20 protein-coding genes are annotated in these 22,475 nt (G+C 72.1%); 4 read left to right on the plus strand and 16 right to left on the minus strand.

Features of this window, described 5'->3' with window-relative positions:
• Positions 1-20 precede the first annotated feature (20 nt).
• From ACQPZ4_RS04030 to ACQPZ4_RS04045, 4 genes are read right to left on the minus strand one after another with little or no spacing between them, the layout of a single operon-like run.
• Positions 21-1,439, minus strand: a complete 1,419-nt coding sequence (locus ACQPZ4_RS04030; protein ID WP_433056237.1) for a S28 family serine protease — start codon at positions 1,437-1,439, stop codon at positions 21-23.
• A gap of 58 nt (positions 1,440-1,497) precedes the next feature.
• Positions 1,498-2,631, minus strand: a complete 1,134-nt coding sequence (gene solA, locus ACQPZ4_RS04035) for an N-methyl-L-tryptophan oxidase (RefSeq protein WP_433056239.1) — start codon at positions 2,629-2,631, stop codon at positions 1,498-1,500.
• Positions 2,631-3,554, minus strand: coding sequence for a hypothetical protein (locus ACQPZ4_RS04040; protein WP_433056241.1), 924 nt, complete (start codon positions 3,552-3,554; stop codon positions 2,631-2,633). The genes solA and ACQPZ4_RS04040 overlap by 1 nt, the downstream gene beginning before the upstream one ends.
• Positions 3,551-3,871 (minus strand): PadR family transcriptional regulator, encoded by a 321-nt coding sequence (locus tag ACQPZ4_RS04045; RefSeq protein WP_433056243.1) that lies wholly within the window; start codon positions 3,869-3,871, stop codon positions 3,551-3,553. Before ACQPZ4_RS04045 ends, ACQPZ4_RS04040 begins: the two co-directional genes overlap by 4 nt.
• Before the next feature lie 146 nt (positions 3,872-4,017).
• On the opposite strand from ACQPZ4_RS04045, the gene ACQPZ4_RS04050 reads away from it, so the two are divergent.
• Positions 4,018-4,437, plus strand: coding sequence for a hypothetical protein (locus ACQPZ4_RS04050; protein WP_433056245.1), 420 nt, complete (start codon positions 4,018-4,020; stop codon positions 4,435-4,437).
• 366 nt (positions 4,438-4,803) lie between these two features.
• Here ACQPZ4_RS04050 and ACQPZ4_RS04055 read toward each other — a convergent pair whose 3' ends face one another.
• On the minus strand, positions 4,804-5,079 hold the full coding sequence (locus ACQPZ4_RS04055) for a helix-turn-helix transcriptional regulator (protein ID WP_433056247.1): 276 nt from the start codon (positions 5,077-5,079) through the stop codon (positions 4,804-4,806).
• Positions 5,080-5,144: 65 nt separating this feature from the next.
• On the opposite strand from ACQPZ4_RS04055, the gene map (ACQPZ4_RS04060) reads away from it, so the two are divergent.
• A complete protein-coding gene (gene map, locus ACQPZ4_RS04060; protein WP_433056249.1) occupies positions 5,145-5,921 on the plus strand; it encodes a type I methionyl aminopeptidase in 777 nt (258 codons plus the stop codon).
• Between the two features lie 7 nt (positions 5,922-5,928).
• On the opposite strand, the gene rpsD is transcribed toward map (ACQPZ4_RS04060), so the two are convergent.
• A complete protein-coding gene (gene rpsD / locus ACQPZ4_RS04065; RefSeq protein ID WP_433056251.1) occupies positions 5,929-6,537 on the minus strand; it encodes a 30S ribosomal protein S4 in 609 nt (202 codons plus the stop codon).
• Between the two features lie 43 nt (positions 6,538-6,580).
• Between rpsD and ACQPZ4_RS04070 the strand changes: the two genes are divergently transcribed.
• Entirely contained in the window at positions 6,581-7,255 is a 675-nt protein-coding gene (locus ACQPZ4_RS04070; RefSeq protein WP_433056253.1) for a DUF2470 domain-containing protein, read from the plus strand.
• On the opposite strand, the gene ACQPZ4_RS04075 is transcribed toward ACQPZ4_RS04070, so the two are convergent.
• The 5 genes from ACQPZ4_RS04075 to ACQPZ4_RS04095 form a co-directional block, all read right to left on the minus strand.
• Positions 7,252-8,814: a methyl-accepting chemotaxis protein gene (locus ACQPZ4_RS04075; protein ID WP_433056255.1), complete on the minus strand. Its 1,563-nt coding sequence runs from the start codon at positions 8,812-8,814 to the stop codon at positions 7,252-7,254. The genes ACQPZ4_RS04070 and ACQPZ4_RS04075 overlap by 4 nt on opposite strands.
• A gap of 98 nt (positions 8,815-8,912) precedes the next feature.
• Complete coding sequence (locus ACQPZ4_RS04080; protein ID WP_433056257.1) at positions 8,913-10,301, minus strand: chitinase; 1,389 nt, start codon at positions 10,299-10,301, stop codon at positions 8,913-8,915.
• Positions 10,302-10,427: 126 nt separating this feature from the next.
• Complete coding sequence (locus tag ACQPZ4_RS04085) at positions 10,428-10,928, minus strand: endonuclease V (RefSeq protein WP_433056259.1); 501 nt, start codon at positions 10,926-10,928, stop codon at positions 10,428-10,430.
• Positions 10,929-11,405: 477 nt separating this feature from the next.
• Entirely contained in the window at positions 11,406-14,588 is a 3,183-nt protein-coding gene (locus ACQPZ4_RS04090; protein WP_433056261.1) for a helix-turn-helix transcriptional regulator, read from the minus strand.
• A gap of 12 nt (positions 14,589-14,600) precedes the next feature.
• On the minus strand, positions 14,601-14,873 hold the full coding sequence (locus ACQPZ4_RS04095; protein ID WP_433056263.1) for a helix-turn-helix domain-containing protein: 273 nt from the start codon (positions 14,871-14,873) through the stop codon (positions 14,601-14,603).
• A 36-nt stretch (positions 14,874-14,909) separates the two neighbouring features.
• On the opposite strand from ACQPZ4_RS04095, the gene map (ACQPZ4_RS04100) reads away from it, so the two are divergent.
• Entirely contained in the window at positions 14,910-15,677 is a 768-nt protein-coding gene (gene map / locus ACQPZ4_RS04100; RefSeq protein ID WP_433056265.1) for a type I methionyl aminopeptidase, read from the plus strand.
• Between the two features lie 60 nt (positions 15,678-15,737).
• Here map (ACQPZ4_RS04100) and ACQPZ4_RS04105 read toward each other — a convergent pair whose 3' ends face one another.
• The 5 genes from ACQPZ4_RS04105 to ACQPZ4_RS04125 form a co-directional block, all read right to left on the minus strand.
• A complete protein-coding gene (locus ACQPZ4_RS04105) occupies positions 15,738-16,169 on the minus strand; it encodes a hypothetical protein (RefSeq protein ID WP_433056267.1) in 432 nt (143 codons plus the stop codon).
• Positions 16,170-16,254: 85 nt separating this feature from the next.
• Positions 16,255-18,249: a PKD domain-containing protein gene (locus tag ACQPZ4_RS04110; RefSeq protein ID WP_433056269.1), complete on the minus strand. Its 1,995-nt coding sequence runs from the start codon at positions 18,247-18,249 to the stop codon at positions 16,255-16,257.
• A 27-nt stretch (positions 18,250-18,276) separates the two neighbouring features.
• On the minus strand, positions 18,277-20,016 hold the full coding sequence (locus tag ACQPZ4_RS04115) for a potassium channel family protein (RefSeq protein WP_433056271.1): 1,740 nt from the start codon (positions 20,014-20,016) through the stop codon (positions 18,277-18,279).
• A gap of 24 nt (positions 20,017-20,040) precedes the next feature.
• Positions 20,041-21,588 carry a hypothetical protein gene (locus ACQPZ4_RS04120; RefSeq protein ID WP_433056273.1) on the minus strand — a complete coding sequence of 516 codons (1,548 nt, stop codon included), beginning with the start codon at positions 21,586-21,588 and terminating at the stop codon, positions 20,041-20,043.
• Between the two features lie 25 nt (positions 21,589-21,613).
• Positions 21,614-22,258: a hypothetical protein gene (locus ACQPZ4_RS04125; RefSeq protein WP_433056275.1), complete on the minus strand. Its 645-nt coding sequence runs from the start codon at positions 22,256-22,258 to the stop codon at positions 21,614-21,616.
• Positions 22,259-22,475 lie beyond the last annotated feature (217 nt).

Raw genomic sequence — 22,475 nt, forward strand, 5'->3', positions numbered from 1 at the left:
CCCGGCCGCTCCTCGTGGGATCAGCGGTTGAACTGGCGGTCGAGGGCCAGGTTGTGGTCGTCCAGGCTCGGGATGTACCCGGGAGCCCCGGACGCGCTGAAGGACGACGCCGGCGGCGTCACATTGGCCCACCGCAGCACGGCGGCCGTGGCCTTGGCGGTCTCGTCGGGCTTGAGGGCCGCGATGTTGGCGCCGTGGTTCGCGCCCGCCGCCACGTACCACTGGGAGTCGCGGGTGAACGGCCCCAGCCGGAAGGGCTCGGCGCCCCAGGGGTCGTTGCCGCCGTACACGAACAGCAGCCGGCTGCCCGCGAACTTCACCCAGATGTCGATGTCGAGCATGGCCAGCGGCTGGAAGCGCGGGACCAGCTCCTTGGGGATGTAGGACTGGGCCCGGTCCTGGCCGCGGTAGTGCTGCAGGCCCTTGAGGTGCGGCAGCGAGATCTCCGGGTACCCCAGCTGGTAGGACGCCTGGAAGTAGTACGGGATGAAGCCCTCGATGCCCTGGTCGGTGTTCGAGTCGAGCCCGTAGATCAGGTCGATCCAGTTCCAGATGTCGTCACTGGACGCGGTGCGCGCGGGCACGTCGGCGCAGTCGCTGGCCAGGCTGTACTGCCAGAACGCCCACGTCGTGCCGTTGACCATGAACTCGAAGGCCCGGTCGGCGTTCCCGACGATCGAGAAGGTCCGCTGGTTCTCGGTGGCCCAGGCCTGGTACCGCGCCACGAACTCGGCCCGCCGCTTCAGCGCCTCGATCTGCACGCCGTCCAGCGCGGCCCGGCACTCCGCGGTGCCGACCTTGGTGAAGAACGTGTCGTACGCGGAGTCCTCGGGGTTGACGACGTCCTGCGGCGCCACGTAGGCGACCGTGCCGTCCACGTCGTCGGGGTAGAAGCGGCGGTGGTACACCGAGGTCATGCCGCCCTTGGACGCGCCGGTGGAGATCCACTTCTGGTTGTAGATCGGCTTCAGCGCCTGCACGATGCGGTGGTGGTCGGTGGCCGCCTGCCAGATCGTGAGCTGCTGCTGCCAGTTCGGGTCGGCCGGCCGCGACGGGGTGAAGAAGCGCTGCTCGACGGAGATCTGGTTGCCGTCGATCAGGCGGGTCGGCTCGGAGCGGAACGCGTACTCGGGCACGTTGTACCCGGTGGTGTGCAGCACGGTGGGCCGGTCGGTGCCGCGGTGCAGCAACGTGAACCGCTGCTCGAAGGTGCCCTTGCGCGGGTTCAGGTGGTCGACCGGTTGCGTGATGCTGAGGATGAAGAAGCGGTACGGCGCGACGACCGGCTGCTCCTCGAGCACGGTGACGCCGGGCGCGGCCTCCAGGCGGTCGCGGATGTCGGTGTCCGTCGCCGCCGCCGCGGGCCCGGCCACGGCCGTGGTGCCGACCATCCCGGCCAGCAGTGCGACGGCGAGCAGCGTGCGTCGGAATCGGATCATGCGGTACCTCCACATCGAGACTTTCCGCTGTCTCGATGGAAGCTACCGGCGTGCCCGGCTACTCGACCCCGCTCGGATACCCTCGCCCTGGATCGAAGAGGGCAATTGGATGACCGGTGCTGCCGGTCAATGCGAGATCGGCCAGGATCTCGCCTACTACGGGCGTGAACTTGAAGCCGTGGCCGGAGAAGCCGCAGGCCACGGTGACGCGGTCGTGGCCCGGGTGGCGGGCGATCACGAAGTGCATGTCGGGGGTGTTGGTGTACATGCAGGTCTTGCCGCGCAGGAATCTTCCGGGGATCGCCGGCACCCGGTCCTTGAGGTAGCGGGCGATGTACTCGATCTCCTCTTCCCGGATGGCGCGGTCGATGGTCTGCGGTGTGGTGGGCTCGCCCCTTCGGAAGAAGGCGACCTTGACCGCTTCTGCTTCCTGGGGGAAGCCGTAGACCTGCATGCCTTTCGGGTCTTCCCCTTCCCAGATGAAGATGGGGATTTCGAGCTTTTCTTGGGGCTCGAACCAGAATTGGACCTGGCGTTCCACCTCTAGCGGCACGTTGAGGTCTGGCAGGAGTTGCGGGGCCCAGGCGCCGGGGCAGATGACGAGCTGGTCGGCCTCGTATTGCGCTTTGTCCGTTTTTATCAGGACTTTTTCGGCTTTTTCTTCCCAGGTCACGACTGGCTCGTGGAAGCGGAGCGTGGCTTGATGGCGCGAAGCAAGCGCTAGGTTGGCCTCGACCGCGGCCTCGGGGCGCAGCACGCCGGCGTTGCGCTCGAACAGCGCCACCTCCCCGTCGCGCGGCGTGAACTGCGGAAACCGCCGCCGGATCGCCGTCGCGTCGAGCATCTCGTGGGGGAGGTCCCACTGCTCCGCGGTACGCCGGCTGCCGTCGACCGTCCGCGACTCGGGCGGCCCCATGAACAGCGCGCCGGTCAGCGTGAGCAGGTCGCGCCCGGAGTCGCGCTGCAGGCGGTCCCAGAGCTCGTACGAGCGCAGGATCAGCGGCACGTACGCGGGGTCCTCGAAGTACGCCTGCCGCGTGATCCGCGACCCGCCGTGACTGGACCCCTGATCGTGCGCCGGCCCGAACCGCTCCAGCCCGAGCACCCGCTGCCCGCGCGCGGCCAGGTGGTAGGCGGCCGAGCTGCCCATGCCGCCGAGGCCCACCACGATCACGTCGTACTGCTGCGCCATCAGGGCAGCGTAGCCACCTTCGGCCGGTTTCGGACCAGCGCGGCGAGCCCGATCGCGAGCGCCGCGACCACGAGCCCGGCGGCAGCGAGCGGGGGCTGCGACACATAGGCGCCGATCACATCATTGTTCCCGATCCGGGTGTACCCGACGTGCTCCGACTCCAGCGCGAACCGCACGGCGCGGGCGGTGCGGTACCAGGCGGCGGCTGTTGAAGGCGCTAGCAGTACCAGAGCCAGGATTGCTGTTCTTGAACGCCCGGCCCGATAACCCATCCAGGCCGCCAGCAGCCACCCCGCCAGCGCCCCGCCGATCGCCCCGGCAACGGTGAGCGGAGCGACGAACGGCGGCACGGCCGGCGTCGCGACCGCGGTGACGCTGGTGGTGCCCGCCCACTCCCACGTCGCCAGGGTCAGCACGACCCCGCCGCGCTCGGCGATCGTGGCCGGCGCGGCGTAGTCCACGTCGACGACCCACCCGGCCTCCTCCAGCCGCGCGCGCACGAAGGCGGCCGGCAGCGGGTCGGTGGTCGTCGCCTCCACCACGGTCTGGTGCTGGGTGTGCGAGACCTGGTGCGGCAGGGGCTTGCCGGCCGCCACGTCGAGCATGGTCGCAACCTCGGCGTCGCTGGGGTCGGCCGCGCTCGCCCAGCCCGCGGTCGAGCCGGCCGCCGCCCCGATCCCACCGACCGCGAGCGCACTGCACGCGGCCGCGACGACCATCAGCCGCCCGACCGGGAGCCGGAACCGCTGCCGCACGCCGTTCGCGATCAGGTCCTTGACTTCGGCCCTGGTCGGCCGCGTCTGCCCCGGCTTGGCGGTGTCGAGCAGGATGGTGACGATCTCGTCGCCGCGCTCCCGTCGATAGGCGGCGGGGTAGGCGCGCAGGAGGCGGCGGTACCGGGACTCCAGGCTCGTTTCCCTCACGCGGTCACCGGTCCTCGTTGCCGGAGGCGCTCGGCAGCGGCCCGGGCGTGCCGTTGGAGCCGCTCCGCCTCCTTGGCGAGGGCGCCGGCGCCGGTGTCGGTGAGCCGGTAGTACCGGCGAAGGCGCCCTTCCACCGCCTCTTCCCGATCGACGGCGATCAGGTCCTGCTCCACGAGCCGGTCGAGCGCCCCGTAGAGCGTCCCGGCCCCGAGCACGACGTCGCCCGCGGACAGGGCGCTGACCTCTTGGATCAGCCCGTACCCGTGCAGGGGCCGCGCGGCGAGCGCGGTCAGGATCAGGAAGGTGGGTTCCCGCATGCCTGTCAAGTTACGGTGTCCGAGATATATCGTCAACCGTACTGTCACGGCTTCCCGCCGCGCTGGCACGTTTCCGGGATTCTTCGGATCCGCGGCTTGCCTAACGTTGTCGTCAACAAGGACAACGATTCCAGGGAGATAATCAGATGAGCGACTTCGACGGCGGCGACTCCGGCCACGACGTTGACTACGGCCACTACTCGGCGGGTCAGGAGCACGAGGGTCTGGACCAGTTGCACCAGGCGAACGGTTCGGAGTACGACGCGCAGTCGCAGTTCGGTGTGTACGAGAACGACCACCACGCCGCGGAGTCGACCGATTTCTCGACGGGTTCGCACGTGGAGTACGACCAGCCGGCGGCGGTGCACTACGAGGCGGACAACTACACGAACTACAGCCACGACGCGTCGGAGGATGACCACGTCTTCGCCGCGGAGGGCAGCGAGTCTTCGCATTCGGCGGAGTTCGGTGAGCTCGACGCGTTGTCGCAGCGGTTTGATGGCGCGTTCGCGGAGGGCACCCAGTTCCACGCCGGTGAGGGCCAGTTCGGCGTCGCCGCCAACTGACGCCTCACGGCACACGGCCGGCCACCCCACCACGGGGCGGCCGGCCGTTCCGCGTTTTGCGGCAGTGCGTATCCGGGCAATCTTCAGCGGGCCGCGGTTCGGGCCGAAGTCCTACCAGCCGTCTTCCTCGGGCCGGTCATCACCTCCGGCCGCGACGGCGTCTCGTATCCCATCGACGGTCAGCGGCGGCTGACCACCGTGATGCTGCTGCTCATGTGGCTGCGCCGCACTCAGGACGCTTCGGCGTCGCGAGCCGAGGTCACCGCCGGCGCGCGGATTCGGGTCGAGTTGGGCGAGGAGTTCGAGGCGGTCTCGCCCGGGGCCATGGCGGTGCTCGACAAGCAGTCCTGGAAGGTAGCCCGGAACCTACGAGGCCAGCCTCCGGACCGGCGTACGGTCAGGCTGGTTGATCTCAGCCCACACGGCATCCAGCGACAGCCCCAACACGTCCGCGATCGCGGCAATGGTCGGAAACGCCGGCGTGGCCACCCGCCCCGACTCGATCTTTCGCAGGGTTTCGGGTGAGACGCCGGCCTCGAGGGCGGTCACCAGCATCGACCGCTCCCCCCGGGCGCGGCGCAGCAAGGCGCCCAGGCGCTCCCCGCGCTCCAGCTCTTCCGCGGTGAGCGGCAACCTGACCATGCTCCAATACTAATACCGGGATAGTATGGCCGGGATAGTTATTGGTAGCGAGGGAAGACGCCGACATGATCGAGATTCTGGAGCTCACCGACCTGCCGCGGGCGCGGGTTACCGGTGCGCTGGTGGCCGACATTCTGCAGAGCCTCAAGAGCCGGACCGCCGTGGGGACGAATCTGCTCGAGATCGATCGGTGGTGTCAGGACATGATCGTCGAGGCGGGGGCGCTGTCCTGCTACGTCGACTATGCGCCGTCGTTCGGGCGGGGGCCGTTCGGGCATTACATCTGCACGTCGGTCAACGATGCCGTCCTGCACGGGCTGCCGCACGACTACGCGCTCGCCGACGGGGACCTGCTCTCGCTCGACCTCGCGGTGTCCAAGGGCGGGATCGTGGCCGACTCGGCGATCAGCTTCGTCGTGGGTGAGAACCAGCGCCCCGAGGACGTCAAGATGATCGAGGCTACCCAGCGGGCGCTGCAGGCCGGGATCGCCGCGGCGGGGCCGGGGGCGAAGATCGGGGACCTGTCGTATGCGATCGGGACCGTGTTGAGTGACGCGGGGTACCAGATCAACACCGAGTTCGGCGGGCACGGGGTCGGGTCGACCATGCACCAGGATCCGCACGTCTCGAACACCGGGCGCCCTGGCCGCGGGTACAAGCTGCGCCCCGGTCTTTTGCTCGCGCTCGAACCCTGGGTCATGGCGGACACGGCCAAGCTGGTCACCGATGACGATGGGTGGACGCTGCGCAGTGCGACCGGGAGCCGGACCGCGCACAGCGAACACACCATCGCCATCACGGGCGACGGGGCCGAGATCATGACCCTGCCGACAGGCCTTTAAGCAACAATCACCGGCTGTAGAACTCGACGATCAGCTGCTCGTCGCAGAGCACCGGGATCTCCTGCCGGATGGGCAGCCGGATCAGGCGCGTGGTCAGGCCCGCGAGGTTCGTGTCCAGGTACGGGGCCGTCCGCTCGCCGGCGTGCGCGCCCGCGGCCGCGACCTGGAACGGGGTCTTGGTCCGGCTGCGCTCGGCGATCTCGATCACGTCGCCGGGGCGGAGCCGGTACGACGGGCGGTCCACCCGCCGGCCGTTGACGTTCACGTGCTGGTGGGTGACGACCTGGCGGGACTGGTAGATGGTCCGCGCGAAGCCGGCGCGCAGGACGAGGGCGTCCAGCCGCAGCTCCAGATCGATGATGATCTCATCGCCGGTCTTGCCGGGGCGGCGCACCGCGCGGTCGAAGGCGGCCCGCATCTGCTTCTCGCGGATGTTGTACTGCGCCTTCAGCCGCTGCTTCTCCAGCAGTCGCACCTTGTAGTCGCTGACCTTGGGCCGCGCGCGGCCGTGCTGGCCGGGCGGGAAGGGACGTCGCTCGAAGTACTTGACGTCCTTGGGGGTCAGCGCAATGCCCAGCGCGCGGGAACGGCGGACCTTGGGGCGTGACTGGTTCACGGGGCTCCTTTCGAATAAGGTAAGCCTAACCTTAGGAGGTCGGATGTCCAAGCTCCCCACCCCGGCCGAGCGTTTGCGCTCGTTACTGGCCACCGCCGGCTCGCTCACGCTGCACGTCCCCGGGCGCCGGTGCGACCTGGTGGGCGCGCATCGGTTCGAGGCCGGGCGGATCCTGCTCGACATGCCCATCCAGGGTGTACCGCTTGACGACACCGACACCGACACCGCCGCCGTCCTCGAGCTCACGGACGTGGCCCCGACCTCGGTCCGCTCGCGGGTTCGGGCGCGGGCGACCTTCGGCGGCTGGCTCGGCGTGCACCCCGAGGGCGGCCTGGCGCTGGACCTGGCCGAGGCCACGCTGCAGGACCCGGCGTACGGGCGCGATGCCGAGATCTCGGTCGACCCGGACGACTTCGCCGCGGCCGCGCCCGACCCGCTCGCGCACGTCGAGGCCGACCTGCTGTGCCACCTGACCGACGCCCACCCCGACGCCGTCGACCGCCTCGCCCGGCTGGTGCCGCCGCACCACCTGCACGGCGTCAAGCGCATCGTGCCGGTGCGCATCGACCGGTACGGCGTGGTCCTCCGCCTGGAGTTCGCCGGCCGCGCCCGCGACGTGCGGCTGCCGTTCCGGACCCCGCTCGACAGGCCCGAAGAGGCGGGCGAGCGCATGCAGGAGCTGTACGCGCAGGCCCGCTGCTGCCGGGGCGGCCACTAGACGCTGAAGCGGCCCACCAGAACACGCAGCCGACCGGCCGTCTCGTGCAGCGACGACGCGGCCCGGCTGGACGCGGACGCCGCCTCGGTCACGGCCTGCGCGGTGGTGGCCAGGTGCGTGACGTTCGCCGCGATCACCTGGGTGCCCGCCGCCGCCTCCGAGACCGAGCGGTTGATCTCCTCGGTGGTCGCGGTCTGCTCCTCGACCGCCGACGCGATGGTGTTCTGGTAGTCGTTGATCTCGTCGATGATGCCGGCGATGCGCGCGATCGCCTCGGTCGTGGCGCCGGTGTGCGTGCGGATCGACGCGACGCGCCGGCCGATGTCCTCGGTCGCCCGCGCGGTCTCCTGGGCCAGGTCCTTGACCTCGCCCGCGACCACCGCGAAGCCCTTGCCGGACTCCCCGGCCCGGGCCGCCTCGATGGTCGCGTTCAGCGCGAGCAGGTTCGTCTGGGCCGCGATGCCGGCGATCGTCTTGAGCACCTCGGCGATTTCCGCAGAGGCCAACCCCAGCAGTTGTACTGTGCTCGAAGTGTCGGCCGCGGTGTCCACGGCCGCCGTCGCGACCTGCGCGGCGCGGGACGCGTTCTGCGCGATCTCGGAAATCGCCGCGGTCATCTGCTCGGACGCGCTCGCCACGGTGCTCACCCCGGCCGAGACCTCCTCGGCCGCGGACGCCGTGCTCTGGGCCTGGACGTTGGCGTTGTCGGCGCTCGTCGCGGTGTCCCCGGCCGAGCGCGACAGGTCGCCGGCGGTGTCGGTCAGCGACGTCGCGGTCGAGCCGAGCGCGTCGACCGTCTCGCGCATCGCGGCGGTGGCGCGGTTCAGGGCCCGGCCCATGTCGGCGAGCTCGTCGCGGCCGCGCGCTTCGACGGTACCGGTGAGATCTCCCGCGGCCACGCGACCCAATGCGGCGACCGCGGACCGCAGCGGGCGCACGATGCCGCGCACGATCAGCACGGCCAGGGCGGTCACGACCACCACGGCGGCGATCGGGATGACGCCGGCCATCCACGCCCCGACGTGGACCTGGTGCATGCCCGCGGCCGTCGCGGCGTTGATCGTGGCGGTGTTGAGATCCTCCAGCTCGGTCAGGCCCGCGAAGATCCGGTCCTCCAGCGGCCCGAGGACGTCGTTGGACGCCGCGGTGGCCTCGGCGGTCTTTCCGGCCTCGACCAGCGCCACGACCTTTTCGCCCTCGCTCTGGTACGTCGCGTCGGCGCTGGACACCGCATCCAGTACCGACGCCTCGTGCGCCGTCACGTCCAGCTTGCGGTAGGCGTCGAGCCACTTCGCGAACTCGGTGTGGTCGGCGGTCCATGCGGTGACGAACTGCCGGTCGCCGCTCGCGACGTAGCTGCCGAGGTCGTCCGCCTGCCCGGTCTTGGCCACCTCCATCTCCAGCGCGGCGCGCACGGAGGGGTGGTCCTGCTCCGCGACCTCGGTGAAGCGACTGGCGAGGCCGCCCATGAGCACGCCCAGTACGACGGCGGTGGCTCCTATGCCGAGCGCGGCCAGCACGATGAGCGCCCCGAGCTTCCGGGCCACGGTGACCTTCATGTCGGACCATTCGGCGCCCGCGCCGGACAGGTGAGGCAAACGGCGAGGCCGCCGCCCGATGACCCTTCGGGCGGCGGCCTCAAACTTGCGGTGTGGCCTCAGCAGGCGCCGTTGTCGGTCCAGACGGCCTGCGAGTTGTTGCCCGGGATGTCGCCCTGGGTCCACCACTTGGCGGTCCACTTGTGCCCGCCGTAGGAGACCGTCGCGCCGCCGCTGTACGCGGTGCCCGAGTTCCAGGCGGCCGGGCAGGTCGGGGGCTGCGTGGTGCCGCCACCGCCGCCGCACGCGCCCTGGTCGACCCAGACGCTGGCGGAGCCGGGCGTCTCGCCCTGCGTCCACCACGCGGCCTTCCAGGTGTGGCCGTTGTACGACACGAGCGCGCCGCCGGTGTACGCCGTACCCGAGTTCCAGGCCGCCGCGGTGCACGTGCCGCCGCCGGGCGTGGTGGGCGGCGGGCCGCCGGTGGTCGGGTTGGTGGTGGGCGGCGTGGCGCCGGCGAACCGGGCCGTGTACTTCGTGAACTCCCACGCGGTCTGCGGCACGCTGCTGCAGGTGCCCGACGTGGTCGACTGGTTCGGGTCGGCGCACTGCCGGTCGCGGTTGACCGACCAGTACGTGAACCGGGCCAGGTGGTGCGACGTCGCGTAGTTCAGCACCGTCTCGAAGTCGGCCTGCCGGAAGTACTCACCGGCGTCGCTGCGCCCGTTCATGAGCGACACGCCCTCGTGCGCGTACGCCGTGGCGCTGTCCCAGCCGAACGTGTTCATCAGGATGCCGTGGAACGCCTCGGCCGCCGCGGTCTGCGCGGACGCGCCGTTGAAGCCGCCGTCGAACGGCATGATCGAGTAGTTGTTCGGCGTGAAGCCCAGGCTCTTGGCGTCCTTGAGCATCTCGGTGCCGAACCAGCCCGTGCCGGAAGCGGTGCCGGCCGTGGTGACCGAGACGTACAGGCCGGGGTTGTTCTGCTGCAGGATCTGCGCCGCACCGAGCTCGTTGTGCACGGCCGCGGCGTTCTCGTACTCCGGCTCCTCGAGGTCGAAGTCGATCGCCTTGAGGCCGTACTTCGTGACCACCTGCTGGTAGGCGGCGGCGGTCGCGGCCGGGGTGCCGCAGGTCTGGCCGAGCTTGGTGCCGCCGTACCCGCCGATGGAGACGCTCACGTCGCCGCCGGCCGCACGGATGCGCGAGATCAGGTTGGCCGCCTCGGTGTCGGAGGAGACCGCGCGGGTGCCGTCCCACGTCGGGGTACAGCCACCGCCGTTGGGCGCGAGAATGAACGCCAGCTGGAACGCCTTCTGCCCGGTCGCGTTCATGACCGCGACGGCGTCGGGCGGGCTGTTGTCGAACGGCATCAGGTACGGCGCCGAGGCGTACCAGTTGCTGGTCAACGCGGCACTGGCGGTCTGCGCGTTGATCACGCCGAGGGTCGTCGCACCAAGGGTGGCGGCGGCGGTCAGCGCGAGGGGGATCAAGGTTCTGCGTTTCATGGACCCCTCCACGAGCACTACGGACGTGACGCTAACTGTTAACAAAGTTAAGCGTTGTGGAGGGAACGTACAACGTCATCGATGCGCCCGCAAGTGCTCTTAAGGTCCTTAACAGTTTGAAATTTTTCAATGCCCCCGCCCACGCGCCAACGCGTCGACCCGCCGCAGCGCCTCGGGCATCCGGTATGCCCCGCTCATGCCGAGCACGTACGCCGCCGCCTCCGCGCGCGAAACCCCGACGGCGGTCACGAACAGCGGTTTCGTGGCAACGCCGCGCAGCACCGGCACCGCGTGCGTCGCGGAGCGAAAGGACGTCTTGGCCACGCCGATGACGGGGATGCCGAGCGCCTCGTGCACGTGGGCCCCGAGCCCGGGCCGCCCGTCCGGATCGAGATCGACGTACCCGTCCACGATGAGCAGCTCAACGGCCGCCACCCCGGCGAGCACGGCCCGGATGGCGGGCAGCTCACGCCGGTAGAACTCGCCGGGCACATAGGGCTCAACGGTGTCGAGCCACGCGACGTGCTCCTCGGCAACAACGAACCCGGGCAGCGCCCCGACCACGAGCGCGGCCCGTCCCCCGCCCGATTCGGGATAGTCCACATCAACGGCGCCGGTGCGAATCATGAAGGTCAAACTAGCCCGACCCGCCGCGCGGCCGCGCCCACCCACAGCGCGCAACGCCCGCCCGACCCGCCGCGCGGCCGCGCCCACCCACAGCACGCAACGCCCGCCCGACCCGCCGCGCGGCCGCGCCCACCCACAGCACGCAACGCCCGCCCGACCCGCCGCGCTGTCGCGCCCACCCACAACGCGCAACGCCCGCCCGACCCGCCGCGCGGCCGCGGCCACCCACAGCACGCAACACCCACCCGACCCGCCGCGCGGCCGCGGCCACCCACAGCACGCAACACCCACCCGACCCGCCGCGCGGCCGCGGCCACCCACAGCACGCAACACCCACCCGACCCGCCGCGCGGCCGCGCCCACCCACAGCACGCAACACCCACCCGACCCGCCGCGCGGCCGCGCCCACCCACAGCACGCAACACCCACCCGACCCGCCGCGCGGTCGCGCCGCCGACGGTGCGCGACGTGCAGCGGTCAGACGAGCCCGAGTCGCCGCGCGGTCGCGGCGGCCTGGGTGCGCGACGTCGCGGACAGCTTGCCCAGGATCGCCGACACATGGTGCTGCACGGTCTTCTCGGACAGCGTGAGCGCGGCGGCGATCTCGGCGTTGGACCGCCCGTCGGCCAGCAGCCGCAGCACCTCCGCCTGCCGCCCGGTCAGCCCGGCGGCGTTCGCGGCCGTGGCGGGGCGCGGCCCGCGCGGCACGCCCACGACCCCGCGCCGGCGCAGATCCGCGCGCACCCACGCGGCCGCGCGCCGGGCCCCGAGAACCTCCAGCTCAGCCAGCGCCTCCCCAGCCGACGTCGCGTCCCCGAGCGCGAGCGCATGCACCCGCGTCAGCCGCCGCCCACCACGCCCCCACGCGTCCGCCGCCGCGCGCCAGTCCCCGGCCATCAACGCCCCGAACGCCCCGTCCACAGTGGACCGCACCCGCGCATTCCCGGCCACTGAATCGACGGCCGCCTCGTCCACACCACGGCGCCCCGCCGCCGAGTGCTCGATCGCCCCGCCCATAGCCGGCCGCTTCCGCGCGTCCCCGGCACGGCGCCCGCGCGCGTCCGCCGCCGAGTCCTCGATCGCCCCGCCCGCAGCCGGCCGCCTTCGCGCGTCCCCGGCACGGCGCCCCCGCGCGGCTCCGGTCGCCGGGTCGCCGCGCGGGCCGTCCACAGCGGACGGTTCACCGCCTGCACGCCAAAGGCGAAAAGCCAGCTCCCGGGTGTACCTTCGGTGCCCGACCGCCACCGCCAGCTCCAGCCCCCGCCTCGCCTCATCGGCCGCTCGGTCGGGGTCGCCCGCGAACAGGAAATGCTCGGCGCGGGCGATCGCCACCGGCCCGATGCGCTGCAGTTCCTCGGTCGCCAGCGCCACCGCGAGGGCGCGATCCAGGGTCTCCTCCGCCTCCGGGTCGCCGCGGCCGGACTGCACGCGTCCGCGCGCGACGTACGCGGGCAGCGGCCCCACCCCACCCCGGCTCGGGTACGACAGGGACTCGTCCGCATCGGCCAGTGCACCGTCCCAGTCGCCGGCCTCGACGCGCACGGTCGCGCGGACGCCCAGCAGGTACTGACGGTAACCGTCCAACTCATGCCGATCCGCGTACGCGAACGCCGTCGCGATCGCGGTCAGCGTCGCCGCGACGTCGTCGCCGAGCCACAGGTCCATCGCCGCGCGGTTGACCAGGGCACGGGCGGCGTGATCGACGTACCCGGCGGCGGCCGCGCGCTCATGCACGCGGACCAGCTCGGCCGCGGCGTCCACGCGCCCGCGCCCGCCCGCCGCGTCGTCGCGCCCGCGCCCCGCCGCCGCGTCGTCACGGCCGCGCCCCGCCGTCGCGTCCACACGTCGTCGCCCGGCCGCCGCGGCGTCGTGCCCGCGTAGGGCCGTGGCGTCGTCGCGTCCGTGCCCGGCCGCCGCGTCGTCGCGCTCGCGATCTGCCATCTCGTCCACACGTTCGCGCCCGGCCGCCGCGTCGTCGCGCCCGCGATCTGCCATCTCGTCCACACGTTCGCGCCCGGCCGCCGCGTCGTCGCGCCCGCTACCTGCCATCTCGTCCACACGTCCGCGCCCGGCCGTCGCGTCGTCGTGCCCGAGTCCGGCCGTCGTTTCCTCGCGGCCGAGACGCGCGGTCGCGTCGTGCCCGGTGGTCGCGTCATCGGGCCCGGCCGCTGCGGCGTCGTGCCCGGGTCCGGCGGTTGTTTCCTCCAGGCCGAGGCGGGCCGTCGCGACGTTGACCGCGGCGTGCAGCTCGGTCTCGCGGTCGCCCAGGCGTTCGGCCAGCTCCGCCGCGCGGGTGCCCCACTCGATGGCCGCCTCGTGTTCGTAGGCGAGCATGTGGAGCTGGGCGCGGGTGCTGTACGCCATCGCGAGCTCTCGCCCCGGCGGCCCCGCGCGCAACGTTTCCACCGCGGCCGCGACCGCGCGGCGGGCCAGGGCTGTGTCGCCGCTCCACCAGGCCACGCGCGAGATCCAGCGCTCGTTCGCGCCCGCGCGTTCCCAGTCGCCCGCGGCCCGGCGCAGGGTGGCGGCGCGCTCCCGCGCGGTGAGGGCCTCGTCGGCCAGGCCGGCCAGGTAGGCCTGGAACGCGTACTCCTCCAGGACGTCCGCGCCGGCGCCGAGCTCGACCAGATCCCGGTAGTGCGCCGCGGCCTCGCGATGGGCGCCCTGGTGGGCGGCGGATTCGGCGGCCATCAGGGAGTACGAGAGCCGCAGTTCTGGATCTTCGGAGAATCTGGCGTGGTGGGCGAGGCGGGCCGGGTCGACGCCGGGCCGGGCCGCGAGCCGCCGGACCGCGCGCAGGTGCAGCGCGCGACGTCGCCCCGGTGGCAGCGCGTCCTCGACGGCCCGGCGCAGCAGTTCGTGCCGGAACTCGGCCCCGCCCTCGGCCGCGACGAGCACGCCCGCCGCCACGCACCGATCCACGAGCGCCGATTCCGGACCGTCGCCGCGCACGTCGAGGCGCTGCAGGACGGCGGCGAGTTCGGCCAGGTCGCGCGCGTTTTTCGGCAGGCTCGCCAGACGATTCAAGATCAGATGTTGTACCGCTCCAGCCTGCCTCCCGGCCAGCGCTTCCGTGACGAGTAGCGGGTTGCCGCCCGTGAGCGCATAGACCGCCGTCCAGTCCCGCCCCGCGTGCGCGGCGACGCACGCCTCGGAGAGGCGCGGTAGCGATACCCGCCGTAGGACATCGCGCGGAAACGCGGCCAGCGCGGCGTGCAGCGGGTGATCGGGTGCCTCGTCGTCGCGGTACGTCAGCACCAGCAGCGCGCGGACGCGTTCGATCCGCCGCGCGAGCGAGACGAGCAGGTCGAGGGTGGCGGCGTCGGCCCAGTGGAGGTCCTCGATGACGAGTACCGGCCGGGCGCCGGGCCGCTCGAGCGCGTCGAGCAGCGCGGGCAGCGGCGGCCGCCGGCCGGCCAGGGCCTCCCGCAGCGCGCCGCCGGCCTGTCGCGCAATGTCGTGCCAGGGCCCGAGCGGCCGCGGGGTGACGAGCGGGTCGCACAGGCCCGTCCAGACCGGCTCGCGGCGGGTTTCGGCGAATGCGCGTACCAGGCTGGACTTGCCGATCCCGGCCTCACCCGCGACGAGCGCGATCCGCCCGCCCTGCCGGTGCAGGCCGGCGAGCTCGGCCAGCGCCTCCTCGCGCTCCCACAGGGCCACCGTGCTGCGCGGTTACGCGACGCGGCTGTTCGTCTGCGGCCGCTCCTCCGCCAGCGCCTCGCCGAGCGCGGTCAGGTCGAGCCCGAGCACCCGCGCGAGCGCCGCGACCGTGAAGAACGCGGGCGTCGCGATGGCCCCGCGCTCGATCTTGCGCAGCGTGTCGAGCGAGATGCCGGCCTCGAAGGCGACCGCCGCCGCGCTGCGCGCCCCGCGCGCCTGCTGCAGCAGCCGGCCCAGCACCAGTCCCCGGTGCCGCTCGTCATCGGTCAGCGGGTTGCGCACCATGCCCACGATGATAATCCTGGTATTACAATATTCGGCATGGTGTTGGTGAAGAGTGCGGCGGAACTCGCCACGATGCGCGAGGCCGGCCGCGTGGTCGCCCAGATCCTGCAGGCCGTACGCGCGGCCGCGGCCCCGGGCGTCACCCTCCAGGACCTCGACGACCTGGCCCGCCAGCTGCTGGTCGAGAAGGGCGCCAAGTCCTCGTTCCTGCACTACCACCCGTCGTTCGCGCCGATCCCGTACCCGGCGGTGCTCTGCCTCTCGGTGAACGACGCGATCGTCCACGGCATCCCCGACACCCGCCCCCTCGCCGACGGCGACCTGCTCTCCATCGACTTCGGCGCCCACATCGACGGCTACCACGGCGACTCCGCGCTGACGGTCGGCATCGGCACCATCGACGAGCCCGCCCAGCGCCTCTCGGACGTCTGCAAACAGGCCCTCGACGCCGGCATCGCCGCCGCGCTCCCCGGCAACCGCCTCGGCGACATCTCCCACGCCGTCCAGTCGGTCTGCCGAGCGGCGGGTTACGGCCAGCCCACCGGGTACGGCGGCCACGGCGTCGGCACCGCCATGCACGAGGACCCCCACGTCCCGAACGAGGGCCGCCCGGGCCGCGGCCTCCCCCTGCGCGCGGGCATGGCCCTGGCCATCGAGCCGATGGTCGTGGAGAGCGGGTCGGACCGCCACCGCCTGATGCGCGACGGCTGGACGGTCTCCACAGTGGACGGCTCGCGGGCCGCCCACTGGGAACACACCATCGCCATCACCGACGACGGCCCCACCATCCTGACGGCGGTCTGAACGCAAACGCGGAACGGCCGGCCGCCCCGTGGTGGGGTGGCCGGCCGTGTGCCGTAAGCGTCAGTTGGCGGCGACGCCGAACTGGCCCTCACCGGCGTGGAACTGGGTGCCCTCCGCGAACGCGCCATCAAACCGCTGCGACAACGCGTCCAGCTCACCGAACTCCGCCGAATGCGAAGACTCGCTGCCCTCCGCGGCGAAGACGTGGTCATCCTCCGACGCGTCGTGGCTGTAGTTCGTGTAGTTGTCCGCCTCGTAGTGCACCGCCGCCGGCTGGTCGTACTCCACATGCGAACCCGTCGAGAAATCCGTCGACTCCGCGGCGTGGTGGTCGTTCTCGTACACACCGAACTGCGACTGCGCGTCGTACTCCGAACCCTGCGCCTGGTGCAACTGGTCCAGACCCTCGTGCTCCTGACCCGCCGAGTAGTGGCCGTAGTCAACGTCGTGGCCGGAGTCGCCGCCGTCGTACCCGCCGTCGAAGTCGCTCATCTGAAAGCCCCCTGGATCATTGTTTGCCCTGTTGACGACAACGTTAGGGATCCGGCGGTCTGGCCAAATCCCGGAAACGTGCCACTCACTGGGCGTTGTAGAAGGTCTCCCAGGTGCCGGCGGTGGTGCGGTTGGCGATGAGCGGGGAGTTGCCGCCGTTGTCGGCCGTCACGTACTTGCCGTTGGCGAGGGCGCGGAACGTCACGCCGCCGGTCGGGGCGGCGGTCATGGTGAACTTCTCCCAGGGGCCGATGTCGGTGCGGTTGGCGATCAGCGGGGAGTTGCCCCCGTTGTCGGCCGTCACGAAGCGGTAGTCGGCGTGGGAGTAGAGGGCCACGTACCCGTCGCCGGCGTCGACGATGTCGAAGCGCTCCCAGGTGCCGAGCTGGGTGCGGTTGGCGATGAGCGGGGAGTTGCCGCCGTTGTCGGCCGTCACGTAGCGGTTGTTGGCGTTGGCGCGCAGGGAGTTGCCGGCGTTGAACCACTCCACGCGGTGGAACTTCTCCCACGGGCCGATCGAGGTGCGGTCGGCGCTGAGCGGGCGGCCGCCGAAGTTGCTCGACACGTACTTGCCGGTCGCCAGCGAGGTCAGGCTGAACGAGCCGTCCGCGTTGGCGGTCTGGCGGAAGTAGGAGGCCGGGGTCAGCTGGGTCATGTTCGCGAGCAGCGTGCCGTCGGCGAGCACGTTGACGTAGAAGCCGCCGGACCGCAGGGCGATGGTGGTCGCGTCGATCTCGAGCACGTCGAACGCCGGGCCGCCGTCGGTGCCGGTGCCCTGCAGGTTCAGGGCGTCGACCACGACGTACTTGTTGTTGCCCCCGGTCATGAGCATCTCGCGGGCCAGCAGCCGGTGGACGGAGGCCGGCTTGGTCGTCGTCGCGCTCTGCCCGAACTTGTCGGTGACGGTCAGCGTGACGGTGTAGTTCCCGGTGCGGGCGTAGGTGTGCTGCACGGTCCCGACGGTGTCGGTCACCGGGGCGGTGCCGTCGCCGAAGTCGAAGACGAACGTCAGCGGCGACTCCCAGCCCGGTCGCGAGGTGTACCCCTCGGCGGTGATGGCCAGGTCCTGGTACGTGACGCCGGTGACGCTCAGGGAGGCCGTCGGCGCGGGCGGGACCGCCGCGGAGTAGGCCAGGCTCGTCACCGGGTACGCCATCCCGTAGGTGCTGACCGCGCCGGTGGCCGTGTCGACGACGTCGAGCCGGTCCTGGTCCGAGGTGATCTGGGCCAGCTTGCCGTCCGGCGTGATCGAGACCCCGGACGGGGCGTCGCCGACGGTGATGAAGCGGCGGACCGCGGCGGTCGCGGTGTCGATGAGCGCGACCGACTTGGAGCCGTTGTTGGCGACGTAGACGGTACGGCCGTCAGGCGTGACCGCCGCGCCCGCCGGATGGGTGCCGACCGGCACCGTCGCGGTGACCGCGTTCGTCGCGGTGTCGACGACCGAGACGGTGTTGCCGGCCCGGTTGGGCACGTAGGCGCGGCGGCCGTCGGGGGCCACCGCGACCGCGGACGGCTCGTCGCCGACCGTGACGAGGGCGGTCTGGGTCAGGGCGGCCGCGTCGACCACCGCCAGCTGGTCGGAGTCGGTGAGCGGCGCGTAGACCCGGGTGCCGTCCGGGCTGACGGCCAGCGCGCGGGCCTTGGCGGGCAGCGTGAGCCGGGCGGTGACCTGGCGGGTCGCGGTGTCCACGGCGGCCAGGACGGTGTCGCCGTCGTCGGCCACGAACACCTTCCGGCCGTCCGGGGCGACGGCGAGCGCGTACGGCTTGTTCAGCCCGCTCACGGTGCCGGTCAGGGCGCCGCCGGCGTCGAGCACGGTGACCGTCGTGCCGCCGTGGTTGGCGACGTACACGGCGCCGTTCGGGGCGGCCGTGACCGCGCGCGGGTGGTTCAGGCCGTCGATCTCGGTCAGGTAGTTGCCGGTGTCGCGCTCGCCGATGAGCAGGCCCTCGTAGAGGTCGTTGCCCAGGAAGACGATCGGGTGCGGGGTGGTCGGGGCGGCGGATGCGGCGTGGGCCGGGAGCGCGACGAGCGCGGTCCCGGCCGTGACTGCGGCCAGGAGGCCTCTGAGGTACACGTTTTCCCCCGTGGGAGTAGGAAGGGTCTAGCGGGGTTGCGGCGTGAGCAGCGGCGGAGCCGCCGGTGGGTTGAAGGGTGGCGGGTTCTCGACCCCGGCCGCGCGTTCGAGCAGCGCGACGAGGCCGGCCCGGGTCGCGACCACGACCATCGTGTGCGTGCGGTCGAGCGTGCGCCAGCGGTTTTGCTCCGGGGCCCAGAACGTCTGCACGCCGACGCCGAGCCCGGCCCGGCCGGTCTGCACGGCGACCAGGCGGACCAGGCCGGGCTCGCTGACGCCGCGGAAGTACTGGCCCTCCAGCTGCGATCCCGCCCCGACCGGGACCTCGGCGACCAGCAGCACCCGGCGGCCGACGGGGATGGTGTCGATGACCTCGCTGCCGACCATCGAGGCGGCGAAGGCGGGCGCGGCGAGGTACGAGACGCTGCGGGAGAGATTGATGTCGAACGCGGTCTTGACGCGCTGGGCGAACTCCTCCTCGAAGAGCCGCAGCACGACGCGCAGCTTGAGGTCGGGGTCGGCCCGGCGGGCCAGGTCGCGGCCGAGCAGGGCGGCCTCGAGGTTGGTGATGTCGGCCGTGGTGACCACGACCAGGCAGCGGGCGGTGGCCACGGACGCGGCGGTGAGCGTGTCCGGGTTCGTGGCGTCGCCGATGATGACCGGCAGCCCGAGGTCGCGGCCGACCTGGACGCCGCGGGCGCGCTCCTCGCGGTCCACGGCGACCACGTCGATGCCGAGGTCGTTGAGCTCGGTCAGCACCCGGGTGCCGATGTTGCCCAGGCCGACCACGATCACGTGGCCGGAGATGGGCTCGGTCAGGCCGCCGGCCGCGATGGCCAGCCGGGCCTTGACCACGATGCCGACGACGGCGGCGGTGATCGCCGGGATGACGGCCACCCCGACGACGACCAGCGCCACGTCGACCACCTGGGACAGCACGGTGGTGTTCTCCTGCGGGTTGGCCCCGCCGAGCGCGGTCAGCACCGCGAGGTACAGCGCCTTCCACACGCCCACGTGCCGCACGGCGGCCACCGCGACGGTACCCAGGGCCAGCACCACCACGATCGCGACCAGAATCCGCCGCAGGCCGCCGCCGATGAGCAGCCGGGACAGCCGCATCGGGTGGCGGCGGCGCCGGCGGCGGGGTTCGACGTCGCGGCGGCCGTAGACACTGGCCAGTACGAAATCGGCGGTTGTCGCATCGGCGGGAAGGCTCTCCCCGCGCGCGGTGTCGGCCAGCCCGCAGCGGATGTCGTTGGGGTTGGCCAGGCTCCGATCGAGGGCCATCAGTTGCTGGCCGTCGGAGAGCCGGATGGTGGTCGGGTTGCTGTCGCCGAGGGCCGCGGCCACGAAGGCCGGCGCGGCGATCTCCGAGGCCGACAGCACCGCGCAGTTGGAGAGCCGGGCGGAGATGCCGGCCCCGAGGCGGAGGTTGAACATCCGCAGCACGACCCGGACCGTCGGGTCGACCTCGCGGGCGATCAGGGCCGCGTCGACGTTGCCCACGTCGTCGGTGTCGACGAACGCGATCGCGTCGGCGTCGGTCAGGTCGGCCGCCTCGAACACGGCCCGGGTCACCTTCCGCGCCGCGATCATCACCGGCCGGGTCTCCGGGTCGTCGTCCGCGCAGATCTCGGCGATCTCGGGGGCCTGCCCACCGGCCAGATCGGGCACGATGACGGTCACCTGGGCCGAGTACGTATTGATCAGCTCGCCGACCAACCGGCGCGCGAGCGCGTTGTCACCCCAGACGACGAACTTCCGCACGGCAGCGATCGTATAGGCGCGACGCTAACCGCAGTGGGGCGGAAAACCGTTCAAGAGATTGATGTTGTACAGCAAGATGGCGTACTTTCCCACGTCGTGCCGCTCGACCGGGGCGCCCCACATCTTTTCGGCCTGCTCCGGGGTTCCGTAGAACGGGCGATCCTTCTCGAACACCACGAACCGGGCGTCGTGCGCGCCCGCGTCGTACATCGCGGTCTTCGACTGCCAGCAGAACGGGACCAGCCGGTCGTCCGCGCCCACCACCGGGGCCACCACGACCTTGTTCTCCGTCGTCACCGTGATGTTGTTCGAGGCCCAGTAGGCGCCCAGGCCGTAGGTCTGGCCCCGCGAGCGCAGGAAGTCGGCCGCCTCCTGGGCCTCCGACGGCTCGGCCCGCGGCGGGGAGTAGATCACCACGGTGAGCGCGAAGATCGCCAGCACGCCGGCCAGGACGCCGCGGCCGATCCGGATCTTGACCTGCGCGCCGTCGGAGGCAAGCCACGGTCCGGCGAAGCGCGCGGCCAGGGCGGCCGCCATGGGCAGGACCGGCGCGATCTCGCGGGCCGCCATCAGGTCGACGGAGATGGTGGAGACGATCTCCGCGCCGAGGTTGCACGTGATGGCCGCGATCATCACCGAGTCCACGCGGTCGGCCGTGCCGCGCACCGCCCGTACCAACGTGACGAAGAACGCGGCGAGGGCCACCAGGAACCCGATGAGGTGGAGCAGGGAGAGGAAGATCTCGAAGGCCGCGGGGTGCCAGCCGGGGCGGTGGGTCCCGAAGATCACGCCGACCATGCGGGCGGTCATCCACGCCCGGTGCGGCCAGTCCGACAGCGGCGCCAGCTCGATCGGCGGGTGCGGCGACTCGAACGCGCCGAGCGCGGTCAGCAGGTGCCGGAAGCCGCGGGAGATGAGCACCGAGACCACGGCCGCGCCGACCAGCGAGAGCTCGTAGAGGCGCTCCCCGGAGCGCAGGGCGCGGTACCCGCAGACGACCGCCAGCGGCACCGCGGCCACGAACGTGACGAGCGGGTCGCCCATCGCGCCCCAGCCCAGCAGCAGCGCCACCAGCACCGGGGTCCACACGCGGTGCTTGAGGCGGTCCAGCACGAGCCAGGCCAGCAGCAGCGGGACCGCGGAGCCCGTGTGGTTGGGGGAGGAGAGCAGCGTCTGGTACCCGGTGCCGGGCACGGGCAGCAGCAGGACGGCGACCGCCACCCCGATCCGCAGCCAGGCCTCCTTGCCGGTGGCGCGGCCCTTGGCCAGGGCGGCGGCCAGGAAGACGATCATCGTGTAGGTGATGGCCGCGGTCACGTGCACCTGATCGGCCGTGACGCCGGTGAACCACTGGACGATGCCGTACTGCACCAGCTCCGTCGGATAGAACGACACGTCGGAGAGGGCCCAGCCCTTCAGCAGCGGGTTGCCGTGGAACATGTCCCAGGCCTGCAGCGCGTTGCTCGCGCCGTCGCCGTTGATCGGGAACGCCCTGGCCATCCGCAGGTACGCGAAGAAGAGCCCGACGGCCACAACAACCGACCCGGCAGCGATCATCAGCCTTTGGCGCACCCGGGAAGGGTAGCCGAGCACCGGATTACTCGTATTCGTCGGCCAGCTCCCGGTATGCGGCCAGCACCACCTCCGTCCGCTCGACCAGCTCCGGCTCGGGCCGCGAGCGCAGCGAGCCCAGCAGTGCCTCGGCCGCCGTCACCCGGATCCGGGCCCGGCTCTGGGCCGCCCGGTGGTCCAGGAAGTCCTGGCACAGCCCGGCCAGCCGGCGCAGCTGCCCGGCCCGGCGGCGCACCTCGGCGTCCACCGCGACGAGCCGCTGGGCGATCTCGGCCTGCCGGTCGGTGACCGCGCTGAACAGGCTGCCCGCGCCGATCGGGTCGCCGACCGAGGCGCGCAGGTCGCGGTCGGCCGCGCGCAGCTCACCGCGCTCGGCCAGGGCCTGGGCCAGGTCCCACAGGGCCCGTTCCAGGGTCCGCGTCGGGTCGGCCGGCGAGGCCAGCCGCTCCAGGGCGGGCCAGGTCAGCCGGATGCGGTCGGCGTTGGCCGCGGCCGCCTCGAACTCGGTGCGGTCGCGCGGGTCGGTGAGATACTGCCGCATCGCCCGCCCCCGCAGCGTCGGCGCGCGCACCGCGGTGTAGCCGGCCAGCAGGAACACCGTGCCCGCGACCAGCGCGAACCCCCCGCGCAGGGCGGCCGGCGGGTTGAGCCAGTGAATGGCGAGCGCCACCGCGGCGGCCGCGGTGAGGGCGAGCGCATAGAGCGCGTGGATCCACTTGTCGACAGGCCAAAAAGGGCCCGCTGTGGTACCTCCAGTGCTCCGCCGCGACCCCGCCTCGTCCCCGATCGCGGCGAGGCTGCGCTCGACCGCGTTCCCGCCGCGGCGCAGCACTCCGACGCGGAACCCGCGCAGGTAGTCGATCACCGCGCGGCCCGCCGGTGCCGGG

It is taken from the genome of Dactylosporangium sp. CS-033363 (assembly GCF_050942475.1).
Classification (GTDB): domain Bacteria; phylum Actinomycetota; class Actinomycetes; order Mycobacteriales; family Micromonosporaceae; genus Dactylosporangium.

Coding starts and splice junctions, on each gene's coding strand:
- ACQPZ4_RS04095 (WP_433056263.1), bottom strand. CDS start 14,873: ATGGTGCGCAACCCGCTGACCGATGACGAGCGGCACCGGGGACTGGTG.
- ACQPZ4_RS04085 (WP_433056259.1), bottom strand. CDS start 10,928: ATGATTCGCACCGGCGCCGTTGATGTGGACTATCCCGAATCGGGCGGG.
- ACQPZ4_RS04080 (WP_433056257.1), bottom strand. CDS start 10,301: ATGAAACGCAGAACCTTGATCCCCCTCGCGCTGACCGCCGCCGCCACC.
- ACQPZ4_RS04030 (WP_433056237.1), bottom strand. CDS start 1,439: ATGATCCGATTCCGACGCACGCTGCTCGCCGTCGCACTGCTGGCCGGG.
- map (WP_433056249.1), top strand. CDS start 5,145: ATGATCGAGATTCTGGAGCTCACCGACCTGCCGCGGGCGCGGGTTACC.
- ACQPZ4_RS04075 (WP_433056255.1), bottom strand. CDS start 8,814: ATGAAGGTCACCGTGGCCCGGAAGCTCGGGGCGCTCATCGTGCTGGCC.
- ACQPZ4_RS04105 (WP_433056267.1), bottom strand. CDS start 16,169: ATGAGCGACTTCGACGGCGGGTACGACGGCGGCGACTCCGGCCACGAC.
- ACQPZ4_RS04055 (WP_433056247.1), bottom strand. CDS start 5,079: ATGGTCAGGTTGCCGCTCACCGCGGAAGAGCTGGAGCGCGGGGAGCGC.
- solA (WP_433056239.1), bottom strand. CDS start 2,631: ATGGCGCAGCAGTACGACGTGATCGTGGTGGGCCTCGGCGGCATGGGC.
- ACQPZ4_RS04070 (WP_433056253.1), top strand. CDS start 6,581: ATGTCCAAGCTCCCCACCCCGGCCGAGCGTTTGCGCTCGTTACTGGCC.
- ACQPZ4_RS04045 (WP_433056243.1), bottom strand. CDS start 3,871: ATGCGGGAACCCACCTTCCTGATCCTGACCGCGCTCGCCGCGCGGCCC.
- ACQPZ4_RS04050 (WP_433056245.1), top strand. CDS start 4,018: ATGAGCGACTTCGACGGCGGCGACTCCGGCCACGACGTTGACTACGGC.
- map (WP_433056265.1), top strand. CDS start 14,910: ATGGTGTTGGTGAAGAGTGCGGCGGAACTCGCCACGATGCGCGAGGCC.